Origin of the sequence: Ignatzschineria cameli, from assembly GCF_003121895.1 — a bacterium.
Taxonomy (GTDB): Bacteria; Pseudomonadota; Gammaproteobacteria; order Cardiobacteriales; family Wohlfahrtiimonadaceae; genus Ignatzschineria; species Ignatzschineria cameli.
Window position 1 is genome coordinate 77,434 of sequence record NZ_QEWW01000004.1, and the last position, 21,221, is coordinate 98,654.

Annotated in this window: 20 protein-coding genes and 1 tRNA gene; 12 read left to right on the forward strand and 9 right to left on the reverse strand. The window is 40.4% G+C overall.

Going from position 1 to position 21,221, the window contains the following annotated elements; genetic code table 11:
• The first annotated feature begins 238 nt into the window (after window positions 1–238).
• From DC077_RS07020 to DC077_RS07075, 12 genes are all read left to right on the forward strand, one after another.
• Window positions 239–1,183, forward strand: a complete 945-nt coding sequence (locus tag DC077_RS07020; RefSeq protein WP_109201800.1) for an ABC transporter ATP-binding protein — start codon at window positions 239–241, stop codon at window positions 1,181–1,183.
• Window positions 1,176–1,949, forward strand: coding sequence for an ABC transporter permease (locus DC077_RS07025; RefSeq protein WP_109201801.1), 774 nt, complete (start codon window positions 1,176–1,178; stop codon window positions 1,947–1,949). Before DC077_RS07020 ends, DC077_RS07025 begins: the two co-directional genes overlap by 8 nt.
• 253 nt (window positions 1,950–2,202) lie before the next feature.
• A complete protein-coding gene (locus DC077_RS07030; RefSeq protein WP_109201802.1) occupies window positions 2,203–2,985 on the forward strand; it encodes an MlaA family lipoprotein in 783 nt (260 codons plus the stop codon).
• A gap of 120 nt (window positions 2,986–3,105) precedes the next feature.
• Window positions 3,106–3,927 (forward strand): 16S rRNA (uracil(1498)-N(3))-methyltransferase, encoded by an 822-nt coding sequence (locus DC077_RS07035; RefSeq protein WP_109201803.1) that lies wholly within the window; start codon window positions 3,106–3,108, stop codon window positions 3,925–3,927.
• 114 nt (window positions 3,928–4,041) lie between these two features.
• Window positions 4,042–5,028, forward strand: coding sequence for a glutathione synthase (gene gshB / locus DC077_RS07040; protein WP_109201804.1), 987 nt, complete (start codon window positions 4,042–4,044; stop codon window positions 5,026–5,028).
• A gap of 82 nt (window positions 5,029–5,110) precedes the next feature.
• Window positions 5,111–6,154 (forward strand): M42 family metallopeptidase, encoded by a 1,044-nt coding sequence (locus DC077_RS07045; RefSeq protein ID WP_109201805.1) that lies wholly within the window; start codon window positions 5,111–5,113, stop codon window positions 6,152–6,154.
• Between the two features lie 82 nt (window positions 6,155–6,236).
• The gene (locus DC077_RS07050; RefSeq protein ID WP_109201806.1) at window positions 6,237–7,103 is read left to right on the forward strand and encodes a YicC/YloC family endoribonuclease; all 867 of its coding nucleotides are present in this window, start codon (window positions 6,237–6,239) and stop codon (window positions 7,101–7,103) included.
• Window positions 7,104–7,156: 53 nt separating this feature from the next.
• A tRNA-Arg gene (locus tag DC077_RS07055) sits at window positions 7,157–7,233 on the forward strand.
• 174 nt (window positions 7,234–7,407) lie between these two features.
• The gene (locus DC077_RS07060; RefSeq protein WP_109201807.1) at window positions 7,408–8,625 is read left to right on the forward strand and encodes a tyrosine-type recombinase/integrase; all 1,218 of its coding nucleotides are present in this window, start codon (window positions 7,408–7,410) and stop codon (window positions 8,623–8,625) included.
• Between the two features lie 22 nt (window positions 8,626–8,647).
• On the forward strand, window positions 8,648–9,511 hold the full coding sequence (locus DC077_RS07065; RefSeq protein ID WP_109201808.1) for a bacteriophage abortive infection AbiH family protein: 864 nt from the start codon (window positions 8,648–8,650) through the stop codon (window positions 9,509–9,511).
• A 165-nt stretch (window positions 9,512–9,676) separates the two neighbouring features.
• Window positions 9,677–10,021, forward strand: a complete 345-nt coding sequence (locus tag DC077_RS07070) for a hypothetical protein (protein ID WP_109201809.1) — start codon at window positions 9,677–9,679, stop codon at window positions 10,019–10,021.
• A 130-nt stretch (window positions 10,022–10,151) separates the two neighbouring features.
• Window positions 10,152–10,400 (forward strand): hypothetical protein, encoded by a 249-nt coding sequence (locus tag DC077_RS07075; RefSeq protein WP_109201810.1) that lies wholly within the window; start codon window positions 10,152–10,154, stop codon window positions 10,398–10,400.
• Between the two features lie 53 nt (window positions 10,401–10,453).
• Here DC077_RS07075 and DC077_RS07080 read toward each other — a convergent pair whose 3' ends face one another.
• Genes DC077_RS07080 through DC077_RS07120 form a run of 9 tightly spaced genes read right to left on the reverse strand, consistent with a single transcriptional unit; the run spans window position 10,454 to window position 21,182 of the window.
• Window positions 10,454–11,200: a hypothetical protein gene (locus DC077_RS07080; RefSeq protein WP_109201811.1), complete on the reverse strand. Its 747-nt coding sequence runs from the start codon at window positions 11,198–11,200 to the stop codon at window positions 10,454–10,456.
• 18 nt (window positions 11,201–11,218) lie between these two features.
• Window positions 11,219–13,213 (reverse strand): hypothetical protein, encoded by a 1,995-nt coding sequence (locus tag DC077_RS07085; RefSeq protein ID WP_109201812.1) that lies wholly within the window; start codon window positions 13,211–13,213, stop codon window positions 11,219–11,221.
• A 3-nt stretch (window positions 13,214–13,216) separates the two neighbouring features.
• Window positions 13,217–13,714: a hypothetical protein gene (locus DC077_RS07090; protein WP_109201813.1), complete on the reverse strand. Its 498-nt coding sequence runs from the start codon at window positions 13,712–13,714 to the stop codon at window positions 13,217–13,219.
• Between the two features lie 11 nt (window positions 13,715–13,725).
• Complete coding sequence (locus DC077_RS07095) at window positions 13,726–16,833, reverse strand: host specificity factor TipJ family phage tail protein (RefSeq protein ID WP_109201814.1); 3,108 nt, start codon at window positions 16,831–16,833, stop codon at window positions 13,726–13,728.
• Window positions 16,826–17,248, reverse strand: a complete 423-nt coding sequence (locus DC077_RS07100; RefSeq protein ID WP_109201815.1) for an NlpC/P60 family protein — start codon at window positions 17,246–17,248, stop codon at window positions 16,826–16,828. The genes DC077_RS07095 and DC077_RS07100 overlap by 8 nt, the downstream gene beginning before the upstream one ends.
• Window positions 17,214–17,741, reverse strand: coding sequence for a DUF1833 family protein (locus DC077_RS07105; protein WP_109201816.1), 528 nt, complete (start codon window positions 17,739–17,741; stop codon window positions 17,214–17,216). The genes DC077_RS07100 and DC077_RS07105 overlap by 35 nt, the downstream gene beginning before the upstream one ends.
• Before the next feature lie 45 nt (window positions 17,742–17,786).
• Complete coding sequence (locus tag DC077_RS07110; protein ID WP_109201817.1) at window positions 17,787–20,519, reverse strand: coiled-coil domain-containing protein; 2,733 nt, start codon at window positions 20,517–20,519, stop codon at window positions 17,787–17,789.
• Window positions 20,512–20,745 carry a hypothetical protein gene (locus tag DC077_RS07115; protein ID WP_109201818.1) on the reverse strand — a complete coding sequence of 78 codons (234 nt, stop codon included), beginning with the start codon at window positions 20,743–20,745 and terminating at the stop codon, window positions 20,512–20,514. Before DC077_RS07115 ends, DC077_RS07110 begins: the two co-directional genes overlap by 8 nt.
• Before the next feature lie 38 nt (window positions 20,746–20,783).
• Window positions 20,784–21,182 carry a phage tail assembly chaperone family protein, TAC gene (locus DC077_RS07120; RefSeq protein ID WP_109201819.1) on the reverse strand — a complete coding sequence of 133 codons (399 nt, stop codon included), beginning with the start codon at window positions 21,180–21,182 and terminating at the stop codon, window positions 20,784–20,786.
• Between the last annotated feature and the right edge of the window lie 39 nt (window positions 21,183–21,221).

Sequence of the window (21,221 nt, forward strand, 5' to 3'; positions counted from 1 at the left end):
GATCTCAAAATATCTAATAAAGAGATCTCTCAAATATCTACTCACCTATAACAATCGATGAGATCGTGCGATTTTAACCCATAACACTTAGAGTAATCGCCCTAGATACTGATAGTGACAGCAATAGTGGCAGTGATATTAATATTAGCCTAAGTGTTACTATAGGTTGTAAGATCAATACCAATATCAAGATTAATATCAAGATCACCATCATCGAACAAACTAATGAGGATCGTTTATGTCAACGCCATTAGCACTCAAAATCACAGACCTAAAAAAGCAGTATCAAAATGGAAAGGTTGCCCTAAAAGGGATCAATCTTGAAGTGAAAGAGGGTGACTTCTTTGCACTCCTTGGCCCCAATGGCGCGGGGAAATCAACCACTATCGGAATCATCACCGATCTTGTACAACCCTCATCGGGTCATGTTGAAGTCTTTGGGGTTGATGCCCAAAAAAATCGTAATCTCGCTAAATCGATGATCGGTCTAGTGCCACAAGAATTTAACTTCAATCCCTTTGAGCCATGTGAAGAGATTGTGATCAACCAAGCAGGTTATCTCGGCATTCCTCGCGCTGAAGCTAAAAAGAGAACCGCGGAGTTACTTCGTCTGCTCGATTTAAGCGATAAAGCAAAAGTGATGGCGCGCGAACTCTCCGGCGGTATGAAGCGACGCCTAATGATTGCCCGAGCTTTAGTCCACAATCCACGTCTATTAATCCTCGATGAGCCCACTGCCGGTGTTGATATTGAGATTCGCAGACAGACCTGGGAGCTAATGAAGCGCGTTAATGCTGCTGGAACAACCATTATCCTCACCACCCACTATTTAGAAGAAGCGGAACAGATGTGTAAAAATATCGCCATTATCAATCATGGTGAGATTGTGCAGCAGAGCTCAATGAGCGCCCTTCTTCGAGAGTTACAATCGGAATCTTTTATCCTCGATCTAAGCGCTCCGGCAACAGCCCTTCCTGAAATTGAAGGAATTGAGCTAAAATTGATCGATCCGATGACATTAGAAGCAGAGATCACAAAGCCACATACCATCAATGATCTCTTTATAGGTCTCAACACTAAAAACATTAAGATCGATACCATGCGAAATAAAGCTAATCGCTTAGAGGAGCTCTTCCTTCGCATTACTAATCAACCACAAATTACAGGAGCAAAAGATGAGTAACCGCGCTTATTGGATCGCTTTTTATACTATTTTAACAAAAGAGATCTACCGTTTTGTTCGTATCTGGCCACAAACCCTACTTCCGCCACTAATCACGACAATTCTCTACTTTCTTATCTTTGGAAAGGTGATTGGTGATCGAGTGGGAGCAATGGATGGGGTCACCTATGCGCAATTTATTGCGCCGGGACTCATTATGATGACAGTCATTAGTAATAGCTACTCCAATGTTGTCTCCTCCTTCTTTAGTGCAAAATATTCACACCATATAGAAGAGATGTTAGTCGCGCCGGTTCCAAACTTGGTCATTATCGCCGGTTATGTGATGGGTGGCGTTGCGCGAGGCTTAGCGGTGGGTGGAATCGTAACAATTGTGGCCCTCTTCTTTATCGATATGAAGATCGATAATATCCTTCTTATGTTACTGATCTTCCTCCTTACATCACTTGTCTTCTCCCTCGCGGGCTTGATCAATGCAATCTTTGCCCGTAGCTTTGATGATATCTCTATTATTCCAACCTTTATCTTAACGCCGCTTACCTATCTAGGGGGTGTCTTCTACTCAGTCTCTCTTCTGCCTGAGTTTTGGCAAAATATCTCCTACTTTAACCCCGTGCTCTACATGGTAAGCGCTTTCCGTTACAGTATTTTAGGTGTCTCGGATATCAATATCGTTACGGCAATTGCCCTACTTTTAGGATTTTTTATCCTACTCTTTTCGGTTGCGTACTATCTATTACAGAAAGGCACCGGCTTAAAATCTTAATTAGAGTAGCACCGATCCTACTAAGATCTCTAATGATCGATATCGTTTCAAGATCGCAAGTGGTAGAATTGTAAGTTAAATTTCTTTTAAAGTTCTTTTAAAGTTCTTTTAAAGTTCTTTTAAAATTCTTTTACAAATATTCATTCTTATCACCACTGCATTCTTGCAACGATCGATCAATAAGGATCTAATAACGTTGAATAAGATTCAATAGAGATTACCAAGAATTACTTTTCTGATTTGAGACTTTTTTATGAAACATCTAAAACGCTTCTTAACGCTCTCTTGCGCTTGGATTGTTGCGGCATGTGCCGGTAATCCGCCTAACCCCTACGATCCTTATGAGGGCTATAACCGAGCGACCTATGAGTTCAATACCGCAGTTGATAACGCAATCGCAAAACCGGTTGCTAAGGGCTACGTTAAGGTTGTTCCTAAAACGGTTCGGACCGGCGTCAGCAACGCGCTCGAAAATCTAGCAGATACACGCTATACCGTTGTTAATCTTACCCAAGGTGAGCCTGTTGCCGCCCTTGAGAGTCTCCATCGCTTTGTCTTTAACTCCACCTTTGGTCTTTTAGGCTTAATTGATGTTACAGAACTCTTCAATCTACCGCCTAAACAGAAAAATGATATGGGGGTAACTTTTGCGAAGATGGGGTGGGCTAATAGCAACTACTTTGTTGTTCCCTTAATCGGTCCTTCAACTTCAAGAGATACCGTTGGCGTTGTAGCGGATGTCTTTGCGACACCTTATGCATATGCTTTTAATGATTGGGTCAGTTTAGGCGTTTTAGTTGCCGGAGGAATCGACCTTCGGAGTAAACTTCTCGATGTTGAGTCGGTGACAACGACTGCAGCACTCGATCCTTATGTCTTTCAACGAGAAGCCTATCTACAATTTAGAAATCAGCAGCTTAAGAATCATGGGGTGAAATATATTCAATCCGCCCATGAGCGCGAATCACTCTATGAAGATGATGAGGATGATGCAGGACTCTCGATCGCAGAGTTAGCTCGTCAACGAAACCAATAAAAGAGCACGATAAAATCTCTTTTAAAAGGCGTTTAGTCAATTGATTAAGCGCCTTTCACTTTCTAATCTTTCTAATCTTTCTAATCTTTCCAACTCTACTCAAGCGATAAAGGAGTCTTCATGCGTCGCTACGTCAATCAACCTTTAGCTATTGGTGCCGATATTATTTTAGAAGATGAGGATTATAACTATATTGTCCGCGTCTTACGTCACCGTGAGGGTGATTCTATCGTCCTCTTCAATGGCGAAGGGGGAGAATATCATGGTATTATTATTGAAATTGCAAAGCGCCACTTAACGATTCGTCTCAAAAAATATAATCCAATCAACCGAGAGAGTCGCCTCAAAATCAATATTTTACAATCTCTGGTAAAAGGGGAAAAAATGGATTTTGTTCTCCAGAAAGGAAGTGAACTCGGCATGAATGCGATCACCCCGATTATCACGGAGCGAAGCGTTCTTCATCTCAAAAAAGAGCAACTTCCAAAACGTTTAGAGCGCTGGCACCATATTATTACCTCTGCCTGTGAACAGTGCGGACTCAATCTACCGCCAACGCTGCATGCGCCAGTAGAGCTTAAAGAATGGCTCGAAGAGTATTACGCTAAAGAGGAGACGCTTCTGATCACGCTCTCACCAACGGCAGAGCAGAGTCTTGGCCATTTTCTCTGCCATGATCTGCAAACGCGCGAGACAATGCCCGCATCCATCACTTTTATTATCGGTCCTGAAGGTGGCTTGAGTGAAGAGGAGATTGAGCAACTACAGAAAGTGGGAGCCCATAGCGTTACGCTCGGCCCTCGAATCTTACGAACAGAGACCGCAGCGCTCTCCGTTATCTCCACCCTCCAAGGCATTATGGGCGATTGGAGCGAAAGTGCGGAGAGAACAATCGAAATAGAGAATGATGAATATCTCCAAACCCATGAGTCATTTGATTAATAGATCACAAGAGAGATCATAAGAGCGATCACAAGAGATCACGATCGATTAGAAAGTGGTAAAATAGCGCTATCGATACTATGAGATGGGATTTGACCCCACAAAAGGAATGTTATGACAAGAGAAGCTCGAATTATCTTTATTATGGACCCTATTGAGTCCCTTCCTGCCCAAAAAGATACCACAATTGGGATGATGATGGGTGCTGCTAGCTTAGGTCTTCCCATCTACTATAGTCGTCAAGAATCGATCTATCTTCTCGAAGGAGCGGTTCAAACAAGAGCGAAAAAGATTACACTTAAGTTGAAAAATGAGCGTGAGCTTGCAAGCTTTGAAGATTGGTATCAATTAGATGAGGCGGAAAATATCATCTTTGGTGAGAATGATATTGTGCTACAGCGAAAAGACCCTCCTTTTAATATGCACTATATCCACGCTACCTATCTTTTAGAGCTGATGGAGAAACAGGGAGCTTTTGTCTGCAACCGTCCCGATTCACTTCGTGATTGTAATGAGAAGATGTTTACCGCTTGGTTCCCAGAGTTAACGCCTCCTACTTTGGTCTCAAGCCAGAGTGATAAGATCAAAGCCTTTATCGCCCAACATCACGACACGATCGTTAAGCCGCTCGATGGCATGGGGGGAAGCTCTATCTTCCGTGTGACAGAAAATGATCCTAACTTAAATGTGATCCTTGAAACTATGACGGAGCATAATCAGACCTCCATTATGGTTCAGCGCTATATTCCAGAGATTAAGAAGGGAGATAAGCGGATTATCCTCATCAATGGCGTTCCGGCACCCTACCTTCTTGCCCGAGTTCCTGCGGCAAATGAGACGCGTGGAAACCTTGCTGCCGGCGCAACAGGTGTTGTTCAAACCCTCTCTGAGAATGATCGTCTCATCTGTGAAAAGTTGGGGCCTGAGCTTGTAAAACGGGGACTCTACTTTGTAGGACTCGATGTGATCGGCGATTATCTTACAGAGATCAATGTCACAAGCCCTACCGGCATTCGTCAGATCGATGCAGAAACGGGAACCTTCCTCGGTCGCGATCTAATCGAAGCACTCCTTTCGCTCTGGCAAGAACGAAGAAGCTAAGATTAACCCTCCCCCTCAACCCTATTTCTCTCTATTTACTCTCTATTGACCCTCTATTTAATATAGAAAAAGAAGGAGCCCTATGTCTCTTAACCTTGAATCCCTACTTCAACGACTTGAAAAAATTGTCAATATCCCCTCCCCATCGGGTTATACCGAAGATGCTCTAGCAGCGATTTTTAGTGAATTAAGCCAATATGATCTCCCAATAAAGATCACCAATAAAGGGGCTTTGATCGCCAAAGTGGAAGGGAAAGAGCGGGAGCGAGCACGACTTCTAACTGCTCATGTTGACACTTTAGGAGCGATGGTTAAAGAGATTAAGGGAGATGGCCGTCTTAAATTAACAAAGATCGGCGGCTTTAACTGGAATGCTGTTGAAGGGGAGTATTGCAAAATTCATACCCGGACCGGGAAAACCTTTACCGGTACCATTTTGATGCATGAGACATCGGTACATGTCTACCAAAAAGCGGGAGAGCTTCTCCGTGATGATCACCATATTGAGGTGCGCCTCGATGAGAAGAGTCGCTCTAAAGAGGAGACGCTTGAGCTAGGGATTGCGCCGGGAGATTTTGTCTCATTCGATCCTCGTTTTCAGTACACCTCAAGCCAATTTATTAAGTCACGCCATCTCGATGACAAAGCAAGTGTCGCACTTCTGCTCTCCCTTATTGAATGGCTCTCAGCAGCAGAAAAACCGCCTTATACCCTCTATTTCTACTTCTCTAATAATGAAGAGATCGGCTTTGGCGGGAATGCCTCTATTCCGGCAGAGGTCGTGGAGTATCTTGCTGTTGATATGGGCGCAATTGGAGATGGTCAAACGACCGATGAGTATTCAGTCTCGATCTGTGCTAAAGACTCATCTGGCCCTTACCACTATCAATTGACCAACCAATTAATCACATTAGCAAAAGAGAGTAAGATTCCCCATCAAGTAGATATCTACCCTTTCTACGGTTCCGATGCATCTGCGGCAATTCGTGCCGGATATGATATTCGTCACGCCTTAATTGGACCTGGAATTGAGTCTTCTCATGCGTTAGAGCGAACCCATATCGATTCGATGATCGCCACCTTCGATCTCCTCAAAGCATATATTTTTGCAGAGATGATCGACTAATTGAGATAATTTAAGAACGATACTGCATCGATTCAGCATAATCATAATAGTAAACGACGATAGAGAAAAATAAAGGATAATTATGTTACGTTCCATGACGGGATTTGCCCGCGAAACGACGACCACGGATATTGGTCAATTAAATCTTGAAATCCGTAGCGTCAATAGCCGCTATTTAGATCCCACCTTTAAGATGCCGGAGCTCTTAAGAGCTTTAGAGCCGGAGCTCAGAGAGCGATTACAGAAAGCGGTATCTCGCGGGAAGGTAGAAGTAGGTATTCGCATCAATTTTGATGAGGCAGAGAGCCAACAGCTCACCTTTAATGAGCAAGCAGCTAAAGAGATCTTAGCGATCCATCAAAGTGCAAATAGCCTTTTAGGAACTGAAGGAAAACTCACCGCATTAGAGTTAATCCAACTTCCCGGCGTTATGCGCCCGACAACGCTCGATGCAGAATCGATTAAAGCAGCACTGTTTGAGCTCTTTGAGAATGCTATTGAATCCTTTTTAGCCAATAGAGAACGAGAAGGCGAAAGATTAAAAGAGATGATGCTCGACCGCCTCAATCAGATGGAGGTGCTAGTTGAAAAAGCTCGAGAGCAGCGTCCTATTGCTATTGAGAAGATTGAAGAACGTCTTCTCTCTCGCTTAGAAAAATTAGAGATTGAGCATGACCCTCAGCGTTTTGAGCAAGAGCTCGTCTATATAACTCAACGACTCGATATTGATGAAGAGATCGACCGTTTAACAGCTCATATTGCAGAGATGCGTGATGTGTTTAATCGCAAAGAACCTGTCGGACGCCGACTCGACTTCTTAACGCAAGAGCTCAACCGTGAAGCTAATACCTTAGGTTCTAAATCACAAGATGTTGTTCTCACACAAATCGGTGTCGATCTGAAGGTCTTAATCGAGCAGATTCGTGAACAGATTCAAAATATTGAGTAGAAAAAACATTATTCCCATCTTCTCTATTCAATGTTATAATGGCTCACTTAAAAGCGCCTATAGCTCAGTTGGATAGAGTGTTGGTTTCCGAAACCAAAGGTCAGAGGTTCAATTCCTCTTAGGCGCGCCAAATGTTTAATAGCCCCGAATATCATACTATAGAAAATGTAGATATTACGGGGCTTTTCATTGGCTTAGGATCATCGCTTAATCTTCATTAATGAGCTGTAATCATAGAAAATAAGAACTAATGGTAGTAACATTGGTAGTAAGATTTAATAAAACATAGGATCTTACTACTATTATGGCTAAAATAATCAAACCTCTTACTACCAAAGAGATCAGGGATGCTAAGCCAAAGTCGCGTGAATACAGGCTTTATGACGGCAATGGTCTATTCATTTCTATTCGTCCAAGCGGAGCTAAAGTCTGGTGCTTTAACTACGTCAATGCAAATAAGAAAAGAACAGTTCAAACAATTGGACCTCTTGAGTTCTACTCATTAAGTGATGCTAGAAATATCCGAGATGAATTTAGAGAAAACTTAGCAAAAGGCCTCTCAATAAATACAAGTAATGAACCTACATTTAGAGATGTTTTTCACGAATGGATTGAGAAGTGGAAGCCAGAGATTACTGAAAAAACATATAACCGCTATAAAAACGGAATGAATAAGTATTGTTTACCTGTTCTTGCCAATATCCCGATCTCGAAAGTTGAACCTAAAGATGTTGTGAAATCCCTATCAGAGATGGAGAAAAAAGGGATTATCGATTCTCTCTATACAATGAAATCCGTAATCAGCCAAACTTTAGATTACGCGATAGCAAGAGGACTCTGTACGAGCAATTCAGCTCAAGCTGTGTCTAACAAAGCATTCAAGAAACAAGTAAAAGAGAATCATGCTTATCTTCCTCCCCGTGAGCTTTATCTACTTGTTGATATTTTCAAAGGAAATAGAAGCAGTATTGTCACTCGTTTATGCTTAGAGTTTACATTAAGAACAATGTGTCGCGTAAGCGAGGTTGCTCAAGCAAAATGGGGTGAGTTCGACTTCAATGAAAAAATATGGACCATACCTGCAGAGCGTATGAAGATGAGAAGAGAGCATGTTGTCCCCCTTACTGACCAGATGATAAGCATCTTAAAAGAAGTTGAGCATTTCAAAACTACAGATTATGTATTCCCAAGTTTTAATTTTAAAAGCCATCTAAATGGCGAAACAATGAGAATGGCCCTGAAAAGAAATGGCATAAAATCAACAGTACATGGTTTTAGACATCTAGCATCAACAATACTCAATGAGGCTCATAAAGGTAATAAAAAAATGTTTGATTCAGATGTCATTGAGATGTGTTTATCTCATCAAGATGCTAATACGATAAAAGCAACATATAACAAAGCTGAATATATAGAGCCAAGAAGAGCAGTTTTAAAATGGTGGTCAGACTTCATAGACAAATGCGACACGAAAGAGAATAATGAAAAAGCGCTTAAAGAAGCGGGAATTTCGCTAATTTAATAATTTATAAGAGCCAATGGATATGAGTGTTTTAGTTATTACAGGGAATGGGTTTGATATATGGCATAATTTGCCCACAAAATATAAGAATTTTTATAATAAATATAGCGATGAGTTATCACCGTACACAAAATATTTTGACGATTTTGGGAATAAAGATATTGAATGGGAATCCTTTGAAGAATCTCTGGGTTCATTTAATCATGACTACTTTCTCGATGATTCTTCATATAGGCCTTCTATTGAAGAAATGGCTGACGATGTCAAAATGATGTATGGTTATGAAGATGATATTTCGTTCAATACAAGAGAGTTAATCCAGAATATAACCAGCTCATTTAATAAATGGATTTCTTCAATTAAGGTTAACGCAGCAAAAAAAACAATAACAATGCCCGTCAATTGTAAATTTATAAACTTTAATTACACGACTACTCTGCAAAAAGTATATGGGATACCTGATTCTGATATATTGCATATACACGGGAAAGCTTGGGGGAAAATTATTTTTGGGCATGGCCGCCCTATATGGAGCAAACAAATCAATGACGATGAGCCTTGGTTTGATATACCTCAAAAAGATGCTGAGTCAATCTATAATGTATTCCGTAAGCCTGTCTCCGATATTATCCAACAGCACCAAGCACAATTAAAAAGCTATGGGAATATCAAAAAAATCATAGTGATCGGGCACTCAATTAATGATATTGACAAACCATACTTTGAGTTTATTTTAAAAGAATATCCTCAAGCAAAATGGGAAAACTATAATTATGGTAATGAAATACAAAATACTCATGACAGGCTCATTAACTTAGGGATTCCTAAAGGAATGCTAGTGTCAGGATCTACTGCTGATCTTCTAAAAATCTACCCTCTGCCTTGATTTATTTTTAATTTTAGGATCTAAAGACACCAGGGGTAACAGGTATTATTACTCTCACTAATAGCGAATCCTCAACCTAATTAGATAAATAATTACAACTAAATGAAAGAGAATAATGAAAGAGCGCTTAAAGAAGCGGGGATTTCATTGATATAAGGAGATATAATGCAAGTTATAAATTATGAAGATCAAATCAAAGATTATGAAGCTGACACAGAACTACAAGATTTAATTAAATATTTTGCGGAGGTTATGAGTGATGACCATATCATACATGAGGGAACTTCTATTCGGCTCTATTCTCTATTGCAGGATTACTCTGGGTATTTAAAAAGAAAAATAGCGGAATACTCTGATGAAGCAGCAGAGCCAGATGATTTTATGGATCTTGCGAAATATGACTGTAGAGAGGGAAATTTCTACTACATGTTTGATACGCGTTATTTGACACCGCCGCAAGCAGAAAATAGAGTGAATGCTTATTTGGATAAAAAATTTGCTGATAATTAGAGTTACTATCAGATGGTATTCCGAAGTATCACGAAATTTAATTTGTTAAAATAATAGACAATTTAAAGCTTTGATAGTTTAATGATACTCAAAGGGCTCACACAAGCATATTTTAAATAAGGAATGTTTTATGAGTAAAAATAAAAAAGAAACTTCAAAGCAGATTGCATCTAACGCTGCTAAAACATTGTCTAACCCAAATGCATCTAAAATACAAAAATCTCTCGCGGGTTCGGCTCTTACTCAAAGCAACACAAATAAGCAAACAGGAAAAGCTATGGAAGCTAAAGCTTCAAGTGCTCTAAAAAACCCTAATTCTGCTGCAAAAACAAAACAGCTCGCGGGGTCTATTGTATCTCAATCTAACAAAAAGAGATAAATTTATTACATTTCAGACAAAAAAAAAGACCCCGAACTTAATCGGGGTTTTGTTTATACTTCACGGTCATTATGAGAAGCTTCATATTTTCTCATCTCATCAACGACAGCGTCTATTTCTTGCTGAGTTAAAGCTCTGTCATAAAATCTGACTTGAGAAATATTAGAGCTACCTTTCTGTAAAACTCTTCCGGAAGCTCCTATTTTAATTGATTCGCTATTTTTGACGACTTTATAACCGTCCACCACAAATCTTTCAGTTTCAAAGCCGCTTGTGACACATTTTAAAGTCGCGTAACCATCGCCAAAAACAGCACAATATAACCCCCAGTCAGTTACTTTATGCCCGTCTTTCCCTTTGTACTCAAGATTCCATAGGGTTTCCCTTACATCATTGCGATAACGTCTTCCGAAACTTAAAGCGGTGGGATCGCTAATGGTTTGGTATCCCATAGAGATCCCGCCCGCACTCTGGTTTTCATTTCCTAAAAATAAAGAGAGGTTCTCATAGTCACCTGTTGTATTGTTTAATCTACCGACAACGAACACAGAAAAAACATCTGGTTCCATCAACTCTGTTTCTAAAAAGGCATCAACAGGATTAAATACAGCTCCATCTTTATTGACAACTATACCTCCATTTTTTACCAGCTCTATTTCACTTTCAAGTGAAAAATTGTTAGAAACTTTTTGAATTGATGTGTCAAAAAAGCACATTAATTGCAACCCATCTTGGACAGATGAAAACGCTTTAGTTGCGTAGCTAGACGCATCAACATTTGAAGTAATTACAATACCCATAATATATTTCCTTTTTAATTAAAAACCCGATTTAAGTGAATATTCAAACATTACACATGCATTATGTAATAAAAAAATGTTACCAAGTGGAGATATAGCAGTATCAACAAGACCTGCTTCGTCTCGCAAATTTCCTCTTGCGCCAGAAATAGGGCCCGACGCTTTCCTGTCTCCCGGCTTTCCTCTTGCGTATGTGATTTTTGCGTCAAGTGGAATAACATCTTTTGTTTTTATTAAAACAGCGTTACGTCCAACGAGCTCAACTGATGCAATAAAATCATCCATAACCACATCATCTTTATCTCGAAAAATAAAACCCGCATTCTCATAGCTTTCACAAAGAGCGTTATCAATCACAAGCTTTCCTGTCGGCACATGAAATTCAATGACTACTTCCATATCTCGGACTTCAACAGAAACAGGCTCAAGCGGTCTGAATTTTCCGGATCTTGCTATCATTGTTTGAAATATAGCTCTACTGGTATATTCGCCCATCAGCCATGATGCTTCATTTGTGAGATGAAGATCATCCGATGCTGTTTGAAAAATATAAGCTGGCGCAGCTAATATGACATCATCATACATTCTTGACGCTCTCCATTGAGCGATTGCTATGCTCATTTCATCGCTGTCATATCGACGATGAGCCGCAACTTGATAAGTAAAAAGATAAGGAGAAAATTCTTGTCCTGTAATCTTTGCGATATTTTTTTTAAGAGGCTCCCACATTGATGATAACCATCTTTCAATGTATGAGTAGCTATCATTGTCATTAGAGTTGGCGCTGTAATCACTCTCACCTTGATACCAAATCATTGACCAAACTGAATACGATCTCCCCTCTTTATCAGCAATTGCTTTGCAGTCTTTAATTAAGTTTACTGTGTCAGAAAATCTTCTAGAAATACCGAATTCAGAAAGACTCTGAATGGTTTGCCCGCCTTGTCCTGTAGATGAGCCGAGAAAAACCCAATCACTTCCATAACCTCCCGCATCTATTCTTTGAGACAACCCATTTAAACAACCCGACGTCGGAGTTTCCCCTTCATTCCCAACATCTTGCTCAATCATAGGGACAAACTCTGATGCGTCGTAATCAACGTCTCTATAACGAGACTTCACCCCACTCTTAATCATAATGTTTTTAAATTCTTGGTTTACACTAATCGCTGGCATTGATCTCTGCCCTCTGCTTAACGATTGTCCATATGTCAAAATATGATTTATATCGCTTTTTTTATGTCGCCCAATTTGTAGATTTTTTTGAGATTCTCTTTCTACTATTTCATTATTATGATTTGTTATTCCAAATATTCCTCGATTGCCGATATAAAAAACGACAAACCCGTTTTGATCTTTTATTACAAGATCTGCATTAGCGGGCTCTATTTTTAATCCATATAAATTGGAATAGGAAGCACCAAAATGAAGAGGTATAAATCCATTAGAATCCGCAACAGATATACCGTCCCCACCTGACGAAACAACCGTTTCATTTAATAGTATTTTCCGAACACAAAAACCGCCATCTTCATATAGTGATGCAATAACATTCTTTGTAGATTCATTATCAACAAAAGCAAAAGCTAACTTGTTTGTTTTATTTTTTGAGATAATAGACTCGAGGTCTTTTACATCTTTATTTTGAGCAGGTTGAATATCTGAATATATCCATTTCTCGCCATCCCAAACATAATATCCATTTTTATTAGGATCGATATCGTTTGTCACTTGAGCCATTGCCCCATTCACAGCAGACTTCGGGAGCTCAGAATGATTAATGTAAGCAGGCATAGCCCCAACTTCTGCTCTATCTGCCGCCGCCTCTGCCCTTCTTGCCTCCTCTTGAGCTTTCTTTACATTAATATCAGCTTCTTTCTGCAAGTTTCTAATAGAGCGGACCTTAGTTCCATCTTTTGCTGTATATGTTGCATCCTCATCACCGTGAACAAAGATATTCGCTTTATTTACATCATCTTCAAGCTGATTTGTCGCTTTTAAAATTCTACTCATCTACTATTCTCCAAATTTTGATGGCATATCTTCATTAATTAATTCATGCAATGGATCAATAGCCACCTCAAAAACATCAGGATTTCTCTCAAAGAAGTCATGTTCTTTCATTAGGCTTAGTTCCATTACTTCCAGTTGCGCAGAGACCACATAAACCTTATTTTCTTCATTACTTACAGTGAATGGTTCATCTGGATTCATAAACCGCGCTCTCATGTTTTTTACTTCATCATCAAACAAAAGCGGAGTGAGAAAATATCCCCACCCCGCATCTGCTCCAACGATCTCAAAAACAAAAAACCGAAAGTCTTTCATATCAACTCTCGGTATTTTCCACTTAACACTTACTACTGTTTTTATTCTTTTGCTTCGCCGTCGATGCCTTGCTTCACCACTTTCCATCTGGGTTCTATAAAATACATTTTTTGGTGCATAAGAATATTCCATAAATGGTATAGGAAGCCTCTCTGGCCAAGCATAAAGAGCTCTCTTATTACTCATCAAGCACTCCTTTAATAGATCATATAATTAATAGCTGATTCACTTCGATCTCCAAAACTATCAATTGCATAGGCTTTGAATTCAACTTGTTTCTCTTTCGGTATCTCCTCAGGATCAATAATTACTTCAGATTCAAACTGTCTAGTGATTGTGGCTTCCTGTCCTTTTAATAGAGTGCCAGTCCAAATAACAATTCCATCTTGTTCAATGAAGTAACTTATTGCAGTATCAAGATCAATACCCATGATAGTGATATCTGCATAGACTGGATTATTACCTCTTTTATCAACTCGTAATCCCGGTCTAGTTTTACTTATTGCAGATTCATCTGCCGTGACCTCTCCAACCCACACGAACCACTCTCCCGCATGGGTACCAATAACTCTTGCACGAATAAATACTTGTCCACCAAATGGGAGCTTGCTAGTGAATAATGGCGTTTCCCCTTTATATAGGGCTTCCCACTCTGCAGCTACCCCTACACGAACCTCGAATTCATATTCCAAAGCTCCCCTAGCCTGATTACAAGACACTTCAAAAATGTTTCGTTGGATTGATTTCTTAACTCTGATCCATGTAACTGCTAATACTTCTTCGATGTCATCATGCGGGGGAACAATAATCGGCATTTCTAACTCATTCTCAGCATTGTGAGGATAATCATCATAGATAACACCACTTAGGGATACTTGATTGTTACTACCTGGAACAACGCCTGTAATAACAAGTTTTCTACCTATGCGCTCGGTGTTACCAAAGATATAATGAGTCGGTTCACACCAGCTACCATCGCTTAAATTAGGTTGACCTCTTTCATCTAAAGGCAAATCTGGAATAATACCGCTAGTTGCTGAACGTCTTTCAATAGCATAAGTTCCTAATACGCTACCATCTCTTGCTCTAAGACAAATAACATTATTCCCGCTCCACTCAAGCTCTTCACTGGTATGGATTACATTGCCACTAAAATGTTGAATTCGTCCCGTCGATCCCCACTCGGGATTATCATAAGAAACCAAAACTTCATTACCGTAACTGACAGCCATTCCTTCAAGCTCAGTACTCCAACTGAGAAACTCTCTCTGTACTCTATGCATCGCGGCTCTATGGATTCCTTCCCTCCAAGCTTGTTGTGGGCTAGTAATTGAGTGCATCGCAATTCTCATCGGTTTTAACATTTTACTATCAGGTAAAGCGCAGATCATATCCGCCGACTTCCAAGAAACAGGATCGGTATATTCAACGATTATATGATCAGCTTCCCCTGTTTTAGGGAAAACATACTGCGTTTGATAACTATCTTTTACAATATTTTCAGGAGTAAACATTTGTGTTGGCGCTATTCTCGGCTCATTTCTTACAAAATCAATGATACCCGCAACATAAATAGGCTTAGCTCTACCTACTTCTAAAACTCTTGTTAAAGCTTCCCAAACTGTCAGTTGTTCAGTGAAATACCCATCAAAAAAATCGGAGCGGCCATACCAGATGCGATCAAGTCTCTCAAGCTCTTTCAAGTTAATTCGACTATCCTTAAGCCCTCTTCCATACTCTTTGTTTCTCAAAATATCAGCTGCAGCCCAAGCAATTGATCTTGTGGGTTGCTTAACCCATTCAGTACCATTAAAAACAGGCAAAATACGAGTGGCAATAACATTTACACGTCTTGCAATGTTGTTGTTTAAATTATTACTTGATCTGATTTTTACAGCTAACATTGTCACATTTCCGTAATAATGTTTATTTGGCATATATGATCGTAATCCTACCCACTGAATTTCATCACTAATTCTTGTTGAGTTATTAGCTGCTGTAGCCCTACCAACACGGACTTCATATCGTCCTTTAGGTACTTTAAATGTATAACTCAACGGGATAGCATCAATAGTTCCAGCATGAATCCAGATTCCTGTATTAAAAAAATCTTTAGTTGCAGATCTAAAAGGCCTATAAATTATACTGGTGTTATTTTTAGGTATTTCCCGTGTCTCTTTGGTAAGGTTAAACCAGTCTCCCGCAGGTTGATTGCTATCATCAACAAGTCTAGCTTGTGCAATAAAACCCACACTTCTAGTAGTAGGATTCCCATTATCATCCATATAGGCTAGTCCACGAGGAAGGTAAATATCAATTCCTATAGTGTCAGTTTGAGCCCCAAGCGGAGTGGCAATGAACCCTCCCTTAAATTGAATGTTTGCAGTCAACTCCGAATATACTGTTGTTTTTTCATAAGTAGGCTCCCAATAATCACTTGATGGAGGCCTCCCTTTTTTATCATTTATCGCTTTAGATGTCGTTCTTTCCCGATAGCCAATAATATGTTCATTACCATTTTCAGAACCTTCGAGCTTCAAGCCTTGCACTTCTGGCGCTGTATAAACGTTATCAGGAAATAAATCTACTTTCTCATTTGGCCCATAAACTTTGTATTCAATATCGTCATAATTATCGAATGGGGTATTTTCAATATATAACTCTTCAATATCAGCCTCTCCTTGAGTTACGATAAATAATTGATACAGATAAACCCCATCACCAGACATTTCGTTATATGGTTGCGCCGCTAAATCAAGATAAATTCTTCTACGCCCATACAATGTTGCGATCGGCGCTCCTGCTTTTGCTTGATTTGACTGTGGACCAAGAAAATTAACTTGCTTAGCTTGTGCTCCATCATTACTAAAACCGCCTCCTAACTGAGGTACCGGCAATAGTGCATTCACCAGTAGTGATCCGCCTATCATGATCCCTGCCTGCATCGCAGCTGTTCCGAAAGCTCCAAACCCAGCAAGAGGCGGTACATAAATCGCTGCGACCATCACCGCAACCATTAAAACAAGTCGAAGAGGATTACTTCCTCCACCACCACCTTTTAAGTGAGGAGGTAATGCAACAAGAACCACTAAGTTATCAGTACCAACCAACTGATCCCAATCTTTCTCAAGTTTATAATCTCCATCTACAGAAACAACAAAGGCACTATTTCTAGTGCCTTTCTCATCTATTACCCCTTGCTTTTTTAACAGTTCTCTAATTGATGTCGGCTCTGTTAATTTATAAAAGTTAGGATTTAGAGCCGGTCTAAATGGGTCTTGCAACTCAACAATATTTTTATCCATTTTTGAACCTATAAAATTTTAAATTTGCATAAAGAGAAGCTCTTAACTCATGTTCTTTTTGCCAAAGGACGCCATTGCCTCGCTCACAATGAAGAACACCGCCACCTTCAAAATCCAACCATACTCCGCAGTGAGGATCATTTCCTGAACGCATTAATACCCCGCAACCATGAAATGGCCTATCAATAATTTCCCAATTACCAGACTTCATCTGTTCACTATAAAGTTCAGCAAGGGGATCTCCAAGGCTTGTTTTGAGAAGTTCTATACCAAAAAATCGCCGTTGCACATCTCTAAGCAATCCCCAGCAATTAAACTTATTATCCTCACCATTTGCATTGTCACCATATTTGTAGTTAGTGACGTAATAAACGATATCATTAGGTGTTATAAGAGAGTGTTGGAAATCTGTCATGTATATACCTCGTCAATGGAAATGCTGCATGAAATACATCTTCAACATTTGCTGTTAATTGAATTTGATAGTTATTTGCAGTAGCCTCTAAAACCTCCATTTCAATAGGAACTTTCATCTGTGGTCCCGCATCTAAAGAGCTATCAAGATATGGCCTGAAAACGACCTTTACAGGATCTTCCCTCTTTACTGCCTCACTAATATGATTCGTTATCTCACGACTAACATTGTCAAAAGTTAATTGAATCTCAGGAATTGTTCCCTCTTCAACTTTTGGTAAACTGAGCTCCCAAGGTGCTCCAATAAACTCAACCATTTCCCCAGGATTAGTGTCAGCCTCATCTTCTAGCTTCGCGACTATATTATCGTTACCTTGAACTAATCTAATCGGTACTTCAAAAGCCGGATGGTTTATCTCAATAGTGTAATAAATAATTTCGTGACCAGGTGCTGATGCAAAAGCCTCCTGCATCGCTTCTTCAAATGTTGCCATTTATTTCTCCCATAAAAAAAGCCCGCAAAGGCGAGCTGTTGATATTTACCTTACTTGTCTTCTAAGCCCCCAATTTGATTCCATAGCCCTAGAAAACTGCCCTCCACTCGACATATCTTTTTGTAAAGCATTAGTCACGCCGTTAATAATCACATCTAAAATAGGCATACCGTTTTCATCAGATCTTTGCCTTGTTTCGACTTCTGCTGGCGCATTATTTGTGATGTTTACAGTAATTGGAGCGCTAACTTTTGCCCCCAAATTACCCCTTACCTTTTCAAGTGTCGCATCAAGACGCGCAGAAGTATTCGCCGTAACAACTCGCTCGCCTTTTTCTAAGAGCCACGTTCCTGTCTCCGGGACTTTATCGATACCGCTATGCGCCATACCTTTTAAGCCAGTTGCTGCAATAATCCCGGCATTGGCCAAGCCGATACCTGTGATCATTTTTGATAATGCAATCCCTGCTGGTCCCGGCATAACAGCTAGAGCTTTTGCTCCGGCCTCTTGCGCTGAAATGATCGCATTTGCGAAAGCTGCTGCTTTATTCGCTAGGAACATCGCTTTATAGATTCCACTTGCTTCCATTCCTGCCGCTTCAAGCGCGGACAAAGATTCCGCGGATAGATTTTGACCGATATTAAGTAGCTCTTGACTCATTTCACCTTCATATTGCGCCCGGCGTTCTCGATACTGTCTTTCTATCTCTTCTTTTCGTGCAATTGACTCCGCAAGCGCACTCTCTTCTTCCCCGTATGCTTGTTGAATCTTCTGTAATTGCTCCTCTCTCCATTGATCGAGTTCTGAGATATTTTCATTGATACGCGCCAATTGCGCCGTCAATGTGCTTCCAGATCCGTCGAACCCCGGAAGATCGACGCTCATAGACTCATAAGCTGCACGACGAACTGCTAACATATCTTCTTCAGACGCGCCATATTGACGGAGAATGTCGAGGTTTTTGGCAAGCTCTTGCCCTCTCCTCTCTTCATCTGAGAGCGTTGAATTCATAATACGCTGATATTCTTTAGCGATATCAACACCTTTAGATTTCGATTTATTCGTTTTTAGGCTCGCTTTATGATTCTCTAACGCTAGATCTTTCTCAGCATACAAAGCTCTAAGCTCTTTACGTTGCTTTTCTGTGAAGTCTTTATACTTATCTGTATTGATTACCTCGTAATCAAATAATGCAACATTACTGCTTAAGCCAACTCTTCCAATCTCATCTTTAATTTTTGATCTCATCTTTTCAAAGCGATCAATAATATTGCTTGTACTTGTTGTTGCGCTGTTTGCCAAACTTGATAGATGACCATCTAATATTGCTATCGCTTCTGACGCTTTATTGATAGCGCCCGTTGTATCATCAATCTCGCCTTTTACATCTTGTTGCTTTCTCTCCCACTCTTGGAGCTTCTGGTAGATCGCTTCGTAGTGCTTTGTTGAGAGGTTCTCTGTCGCTAATCGAGTACTGAGAGTAACAATCGCATCATCCGCCCTTGATAACTCCTCTTCTAGTACTTTTAGCTCTTTTTCTAGCTCTCTAATATCGTCATTAAATGAGTTTTTGGAGCGTATTGCCTGGTTCTCAGTTAATGTTTTAATATTTTGAGAAAGGCCATATATTTTTGCATCAAGCTCCTCAATATTCGTCACCGCTTTGCTTGCAGAAGTTCCAAACATCATTAAGCTACTCGCTGCAATAGCGAGTATACCAACCGGACCTCCCAATGCATTCATCGCCAAAGATGCAGTTCTTGCGGCTGCCCCCATAGCAGTTAATCCAACCGCTGCGCTTTTAGAGATGCCGGCCATTGACGCCAATGTTGCTTGATATCTTAATGCTTCTCTTGTTGATGCGACAAAAGAGGCAGCGGAAGCATAAAGAGATGCAACAAGCCTGCCAAGCAAGACAAGCGCTAATGCTTTTGCGGAAGTTACTGCAATATCAAAGCCCTTTTTAATACCGTTCAGAGCGTTTTGAATATCATCAGCAGAGATACTGTTGATAAACTTCTCAAGCGGAGGAAGCAGGTCTTCTAAGATACTGAATGAAATATTACTAAATGCCTGCTTTATATTGCCCATTTGAGTTAAAACCGAGTCGGCAGATTGCGCTAATTCAGTTGAGTAGACGTACCCCAGCTTCTCTGCGTTTTCTCTTGCTCTATCGATCTCTTCTGATTGCATCATAAAGAGAGGGACAAGCTGTCTTGCTGAATCGCCGGCAAGGTCTTGCGCAGCAGTTAATCGCTCTGCTTGCGTCTCTAACTGCTTCATAGATTCGCCGATCGCTTTTATTCGTTCGTGAAGCGGTAAATCTAAGAGCGCTTTAGCACTTAAACCAAGGCGATCAAGTGTTGCAATGGCGGGCCCTCCCCCGTTCTTTGCTGCTCCTAATCGTCTTGTGAGCCTCATCATAGAAGCATCAAAAGACTCAACGCTGACTCCTGTTTGCTCCGCAACAAATCTCATTGCTGTAAGGTCTTCCACTGCAACATCGATCCTGCTAGCAAAAATAGCTGTGCTTGCAGCTGCTTGCGCCGCGCCTTGAATCCAGCCCGTGAATGCATTTGCAGATAAACCGACGCCTAAAACCGCGGCAAACTTCTTGATATTGCTTCCTACTGTACTCAGCTTGTCATCAATACTTTGAATGCTTTTCTGTATTTCGCGAGAGTTTCTATCTGCATTTCTAGATGCCTCATTCAAACCGCTCGTAAATCGCCCGACTTCTGCTACGAGATCAAGCGTTAATGATCCTAAACTACTCATTTGCTGTACCTATCTTATTGAAGAAATTCTTGATTTTTTCAGCCTGACTTTTCGGTCTTGCTTGGCTCTCTCGCTCATTCGACATCTCATACGGCATATAATTTGAAAGGGGAACTTTCTCTTTGCTGTTAGCGCTTACCCATAATGCAGTGAAGAGACCAACAACCTGCTCGATTTTACGAGAAACATTAATCGTTCCTCTTTTTCTAAGATAGTTGAGCCACATTAGCCCCTCATCGTTAGAGATATTTCTCTTTGCTTCTTCTACTGTTTTTCCGCCGATTCCGTTGATAACGAGTTCACACCAGAATTCATCTTCATGAGTAAGTCCCCGTAAATCTTTCCCAAATTATTCTCCTCCACAATCACCTCATGTAGAGCGATTACAACATCTGCCGGCACCACTTTTACATCATTACCTAGCAATTGCGCTTCTGTAAAAATTGGACTGCCTTCTTTATCGACATAGCAGTGGGCAACACGCTTTGCTATTAACTCATTGCCACCGATCGCTTTCCCTTTCTCATCTTTCGCATCAAAAACAAGAGAAAAAGGAAGCTTTCTTAAATAAACATCAACACTTGCACTGGAGCCACCTTCGCCAATCGGCAGTTCAATTGTTTTTTGTTGTGCATCACTTACCAAGACATCTGCTAAATTCATTTAATAAACTCCAAAAAGAAGCCCCTTTTCGGGGCTAAA

Excerpts from the sequence above, each read along its gene's own strand:
- DC077_RS07020 (WP_109201800.1), top strand. The coding sequence starts at position 239 with ATGTCAACGCCATTAGCACTCAAAATCACAGACCTAAAAAAGCAGTAT.
- DC077_RS07025 (WP_109201801.1), top strand. The coding sequence starts at position 1,176 with ATGAGTAACCGCGCTTATTGGATCGCTTTTTATACTATTTTAACAAAA.
- DC077_RS07030 (WP_109201802.1), top strand. The coding sequence starts at position 2,203 with ATGAAACATCTAAAACGCTTCTTAACGCTCTCTTGCGCTTGGATTGTT.
- DC077_RS07035 (WP_109201803.1), top strand. The coding sequence starts at position 3,106 with ATGCGTCGCTACGTCAATCAACCTTTAGCTATTGGTGCCGATATTATT.
- gshB (WP_109201804.1), top strand. The coding sequence starts at position 4,042 with ATGACAAGAGAAGCTCGAATTATCTTTATTATGGACCCTATTGAGTCC.
- DC077_RS07045 (WP_109201805.1), top strand. The coding sequence starts at position 5,111 with ATGTCTCTTAACCTTGAATCCCTACTTCAACGACTTGAAAAAATTGTC.
- DC077_RS07050 (WP_109201806.1), top strand. The coding sequence starts at position 6,237 with ATGTTACGTTCCATGACGGGATTTGCCCGCGAAACGACGACCACGGAT.
- DC077_RS07060 (WP_109201807.1), top strand. The coding sequence starts at position 7,408 with ATGGCTAAAATAATCAAACCTCTTACTACCAAAGAGATCAGGGATGCT.
- DC077_RS07065 (WP_109201808.1), top strand. The coding sequence starts at position 8,648 with ATGAGTGTTTTAGTTATTACAGGGAATGGGTTTGATATATGGCATAAT.
- DC077_RS07070 (WP_109201809.1), top strand. The coding sequence starts at position 9,677 with ATGCAAGTTATAAATTATGAAGATCAAATCAAAGATTATGAAGCTGAC.
- DC077_RS07075 (WP_109201810.1), top strand. The coding sequence starts at position 10,152 with ATGAGTAAAAATAAAAAAGAAACTTCAAAGCAGATTGCATCTAACGCT.
- DC077_RS07080 (WP_109201811.1), bottom strand. The coding sequence starts at position 11,200 with ATGGGTATTGTAATTACTTCAAATGTTGATGCGTCTAGCTACGCAACT.
- DC077_RS07085 (WP_109201812.1), bottom strand. The coding sequence starts at position 13,213 with ATGAGTAGAATTTTAAAAGCGACAAATCAGCTTGAAGATGATGTAAAT.
- DC077_RS07090 (WP_109201813.1), bottom strand. The coding sequence starts at position 13,714 with ATGAGTAATAAGAGAGCTCTTTATGCTTGGCCAGAGAGGCTTCCTATA.
- DC077_RS07095 (WP_109201814.1), bottom strand. The coding sequence starts at position 16,833 with ATGGATAAAAATATTGTTGAGTTGCAAGACCCATTTAGACCGGCTCTA.
- DC077_RS07100 (WP_109201815.1), bottom strand. The coding sequence starts at position 17,248 with ATGACAGATTTCCAACACTCTCTTATAACACCTAATGATATCGTTTAT.
- DC077_RS07105 (WP_109201816.1), bottom strand. The coding sequence starts at position 17,741 with ATGGCAACATTTGAAGAAGCGATGCAGGAGGCTTTTGCATCAGCACCT.
- DC077_RS07110 (WP_109201817.1), bottom strand. The coding sequence starts at position 20,519 with ATGAGTAGTTTAGGATCATTAACGCTTGATCTCGTAGCAGAAGTCGGG.
- DC077_RS07115 (WP_109201818.1), bottom strand. The coding sequence starts at position 20,745 with ATGTGGCTCAACTATCTTAGAAAAAGAGGAACGATTAATGTTTCTCGT.
- DC077_RS07120 (WP_109201819.1), bottom strand. The coding sequence starts at position 21,182 with ATGAATTTAGCAGATGTCTTGGTAAGTGATGCACAACAAAAAACAATT.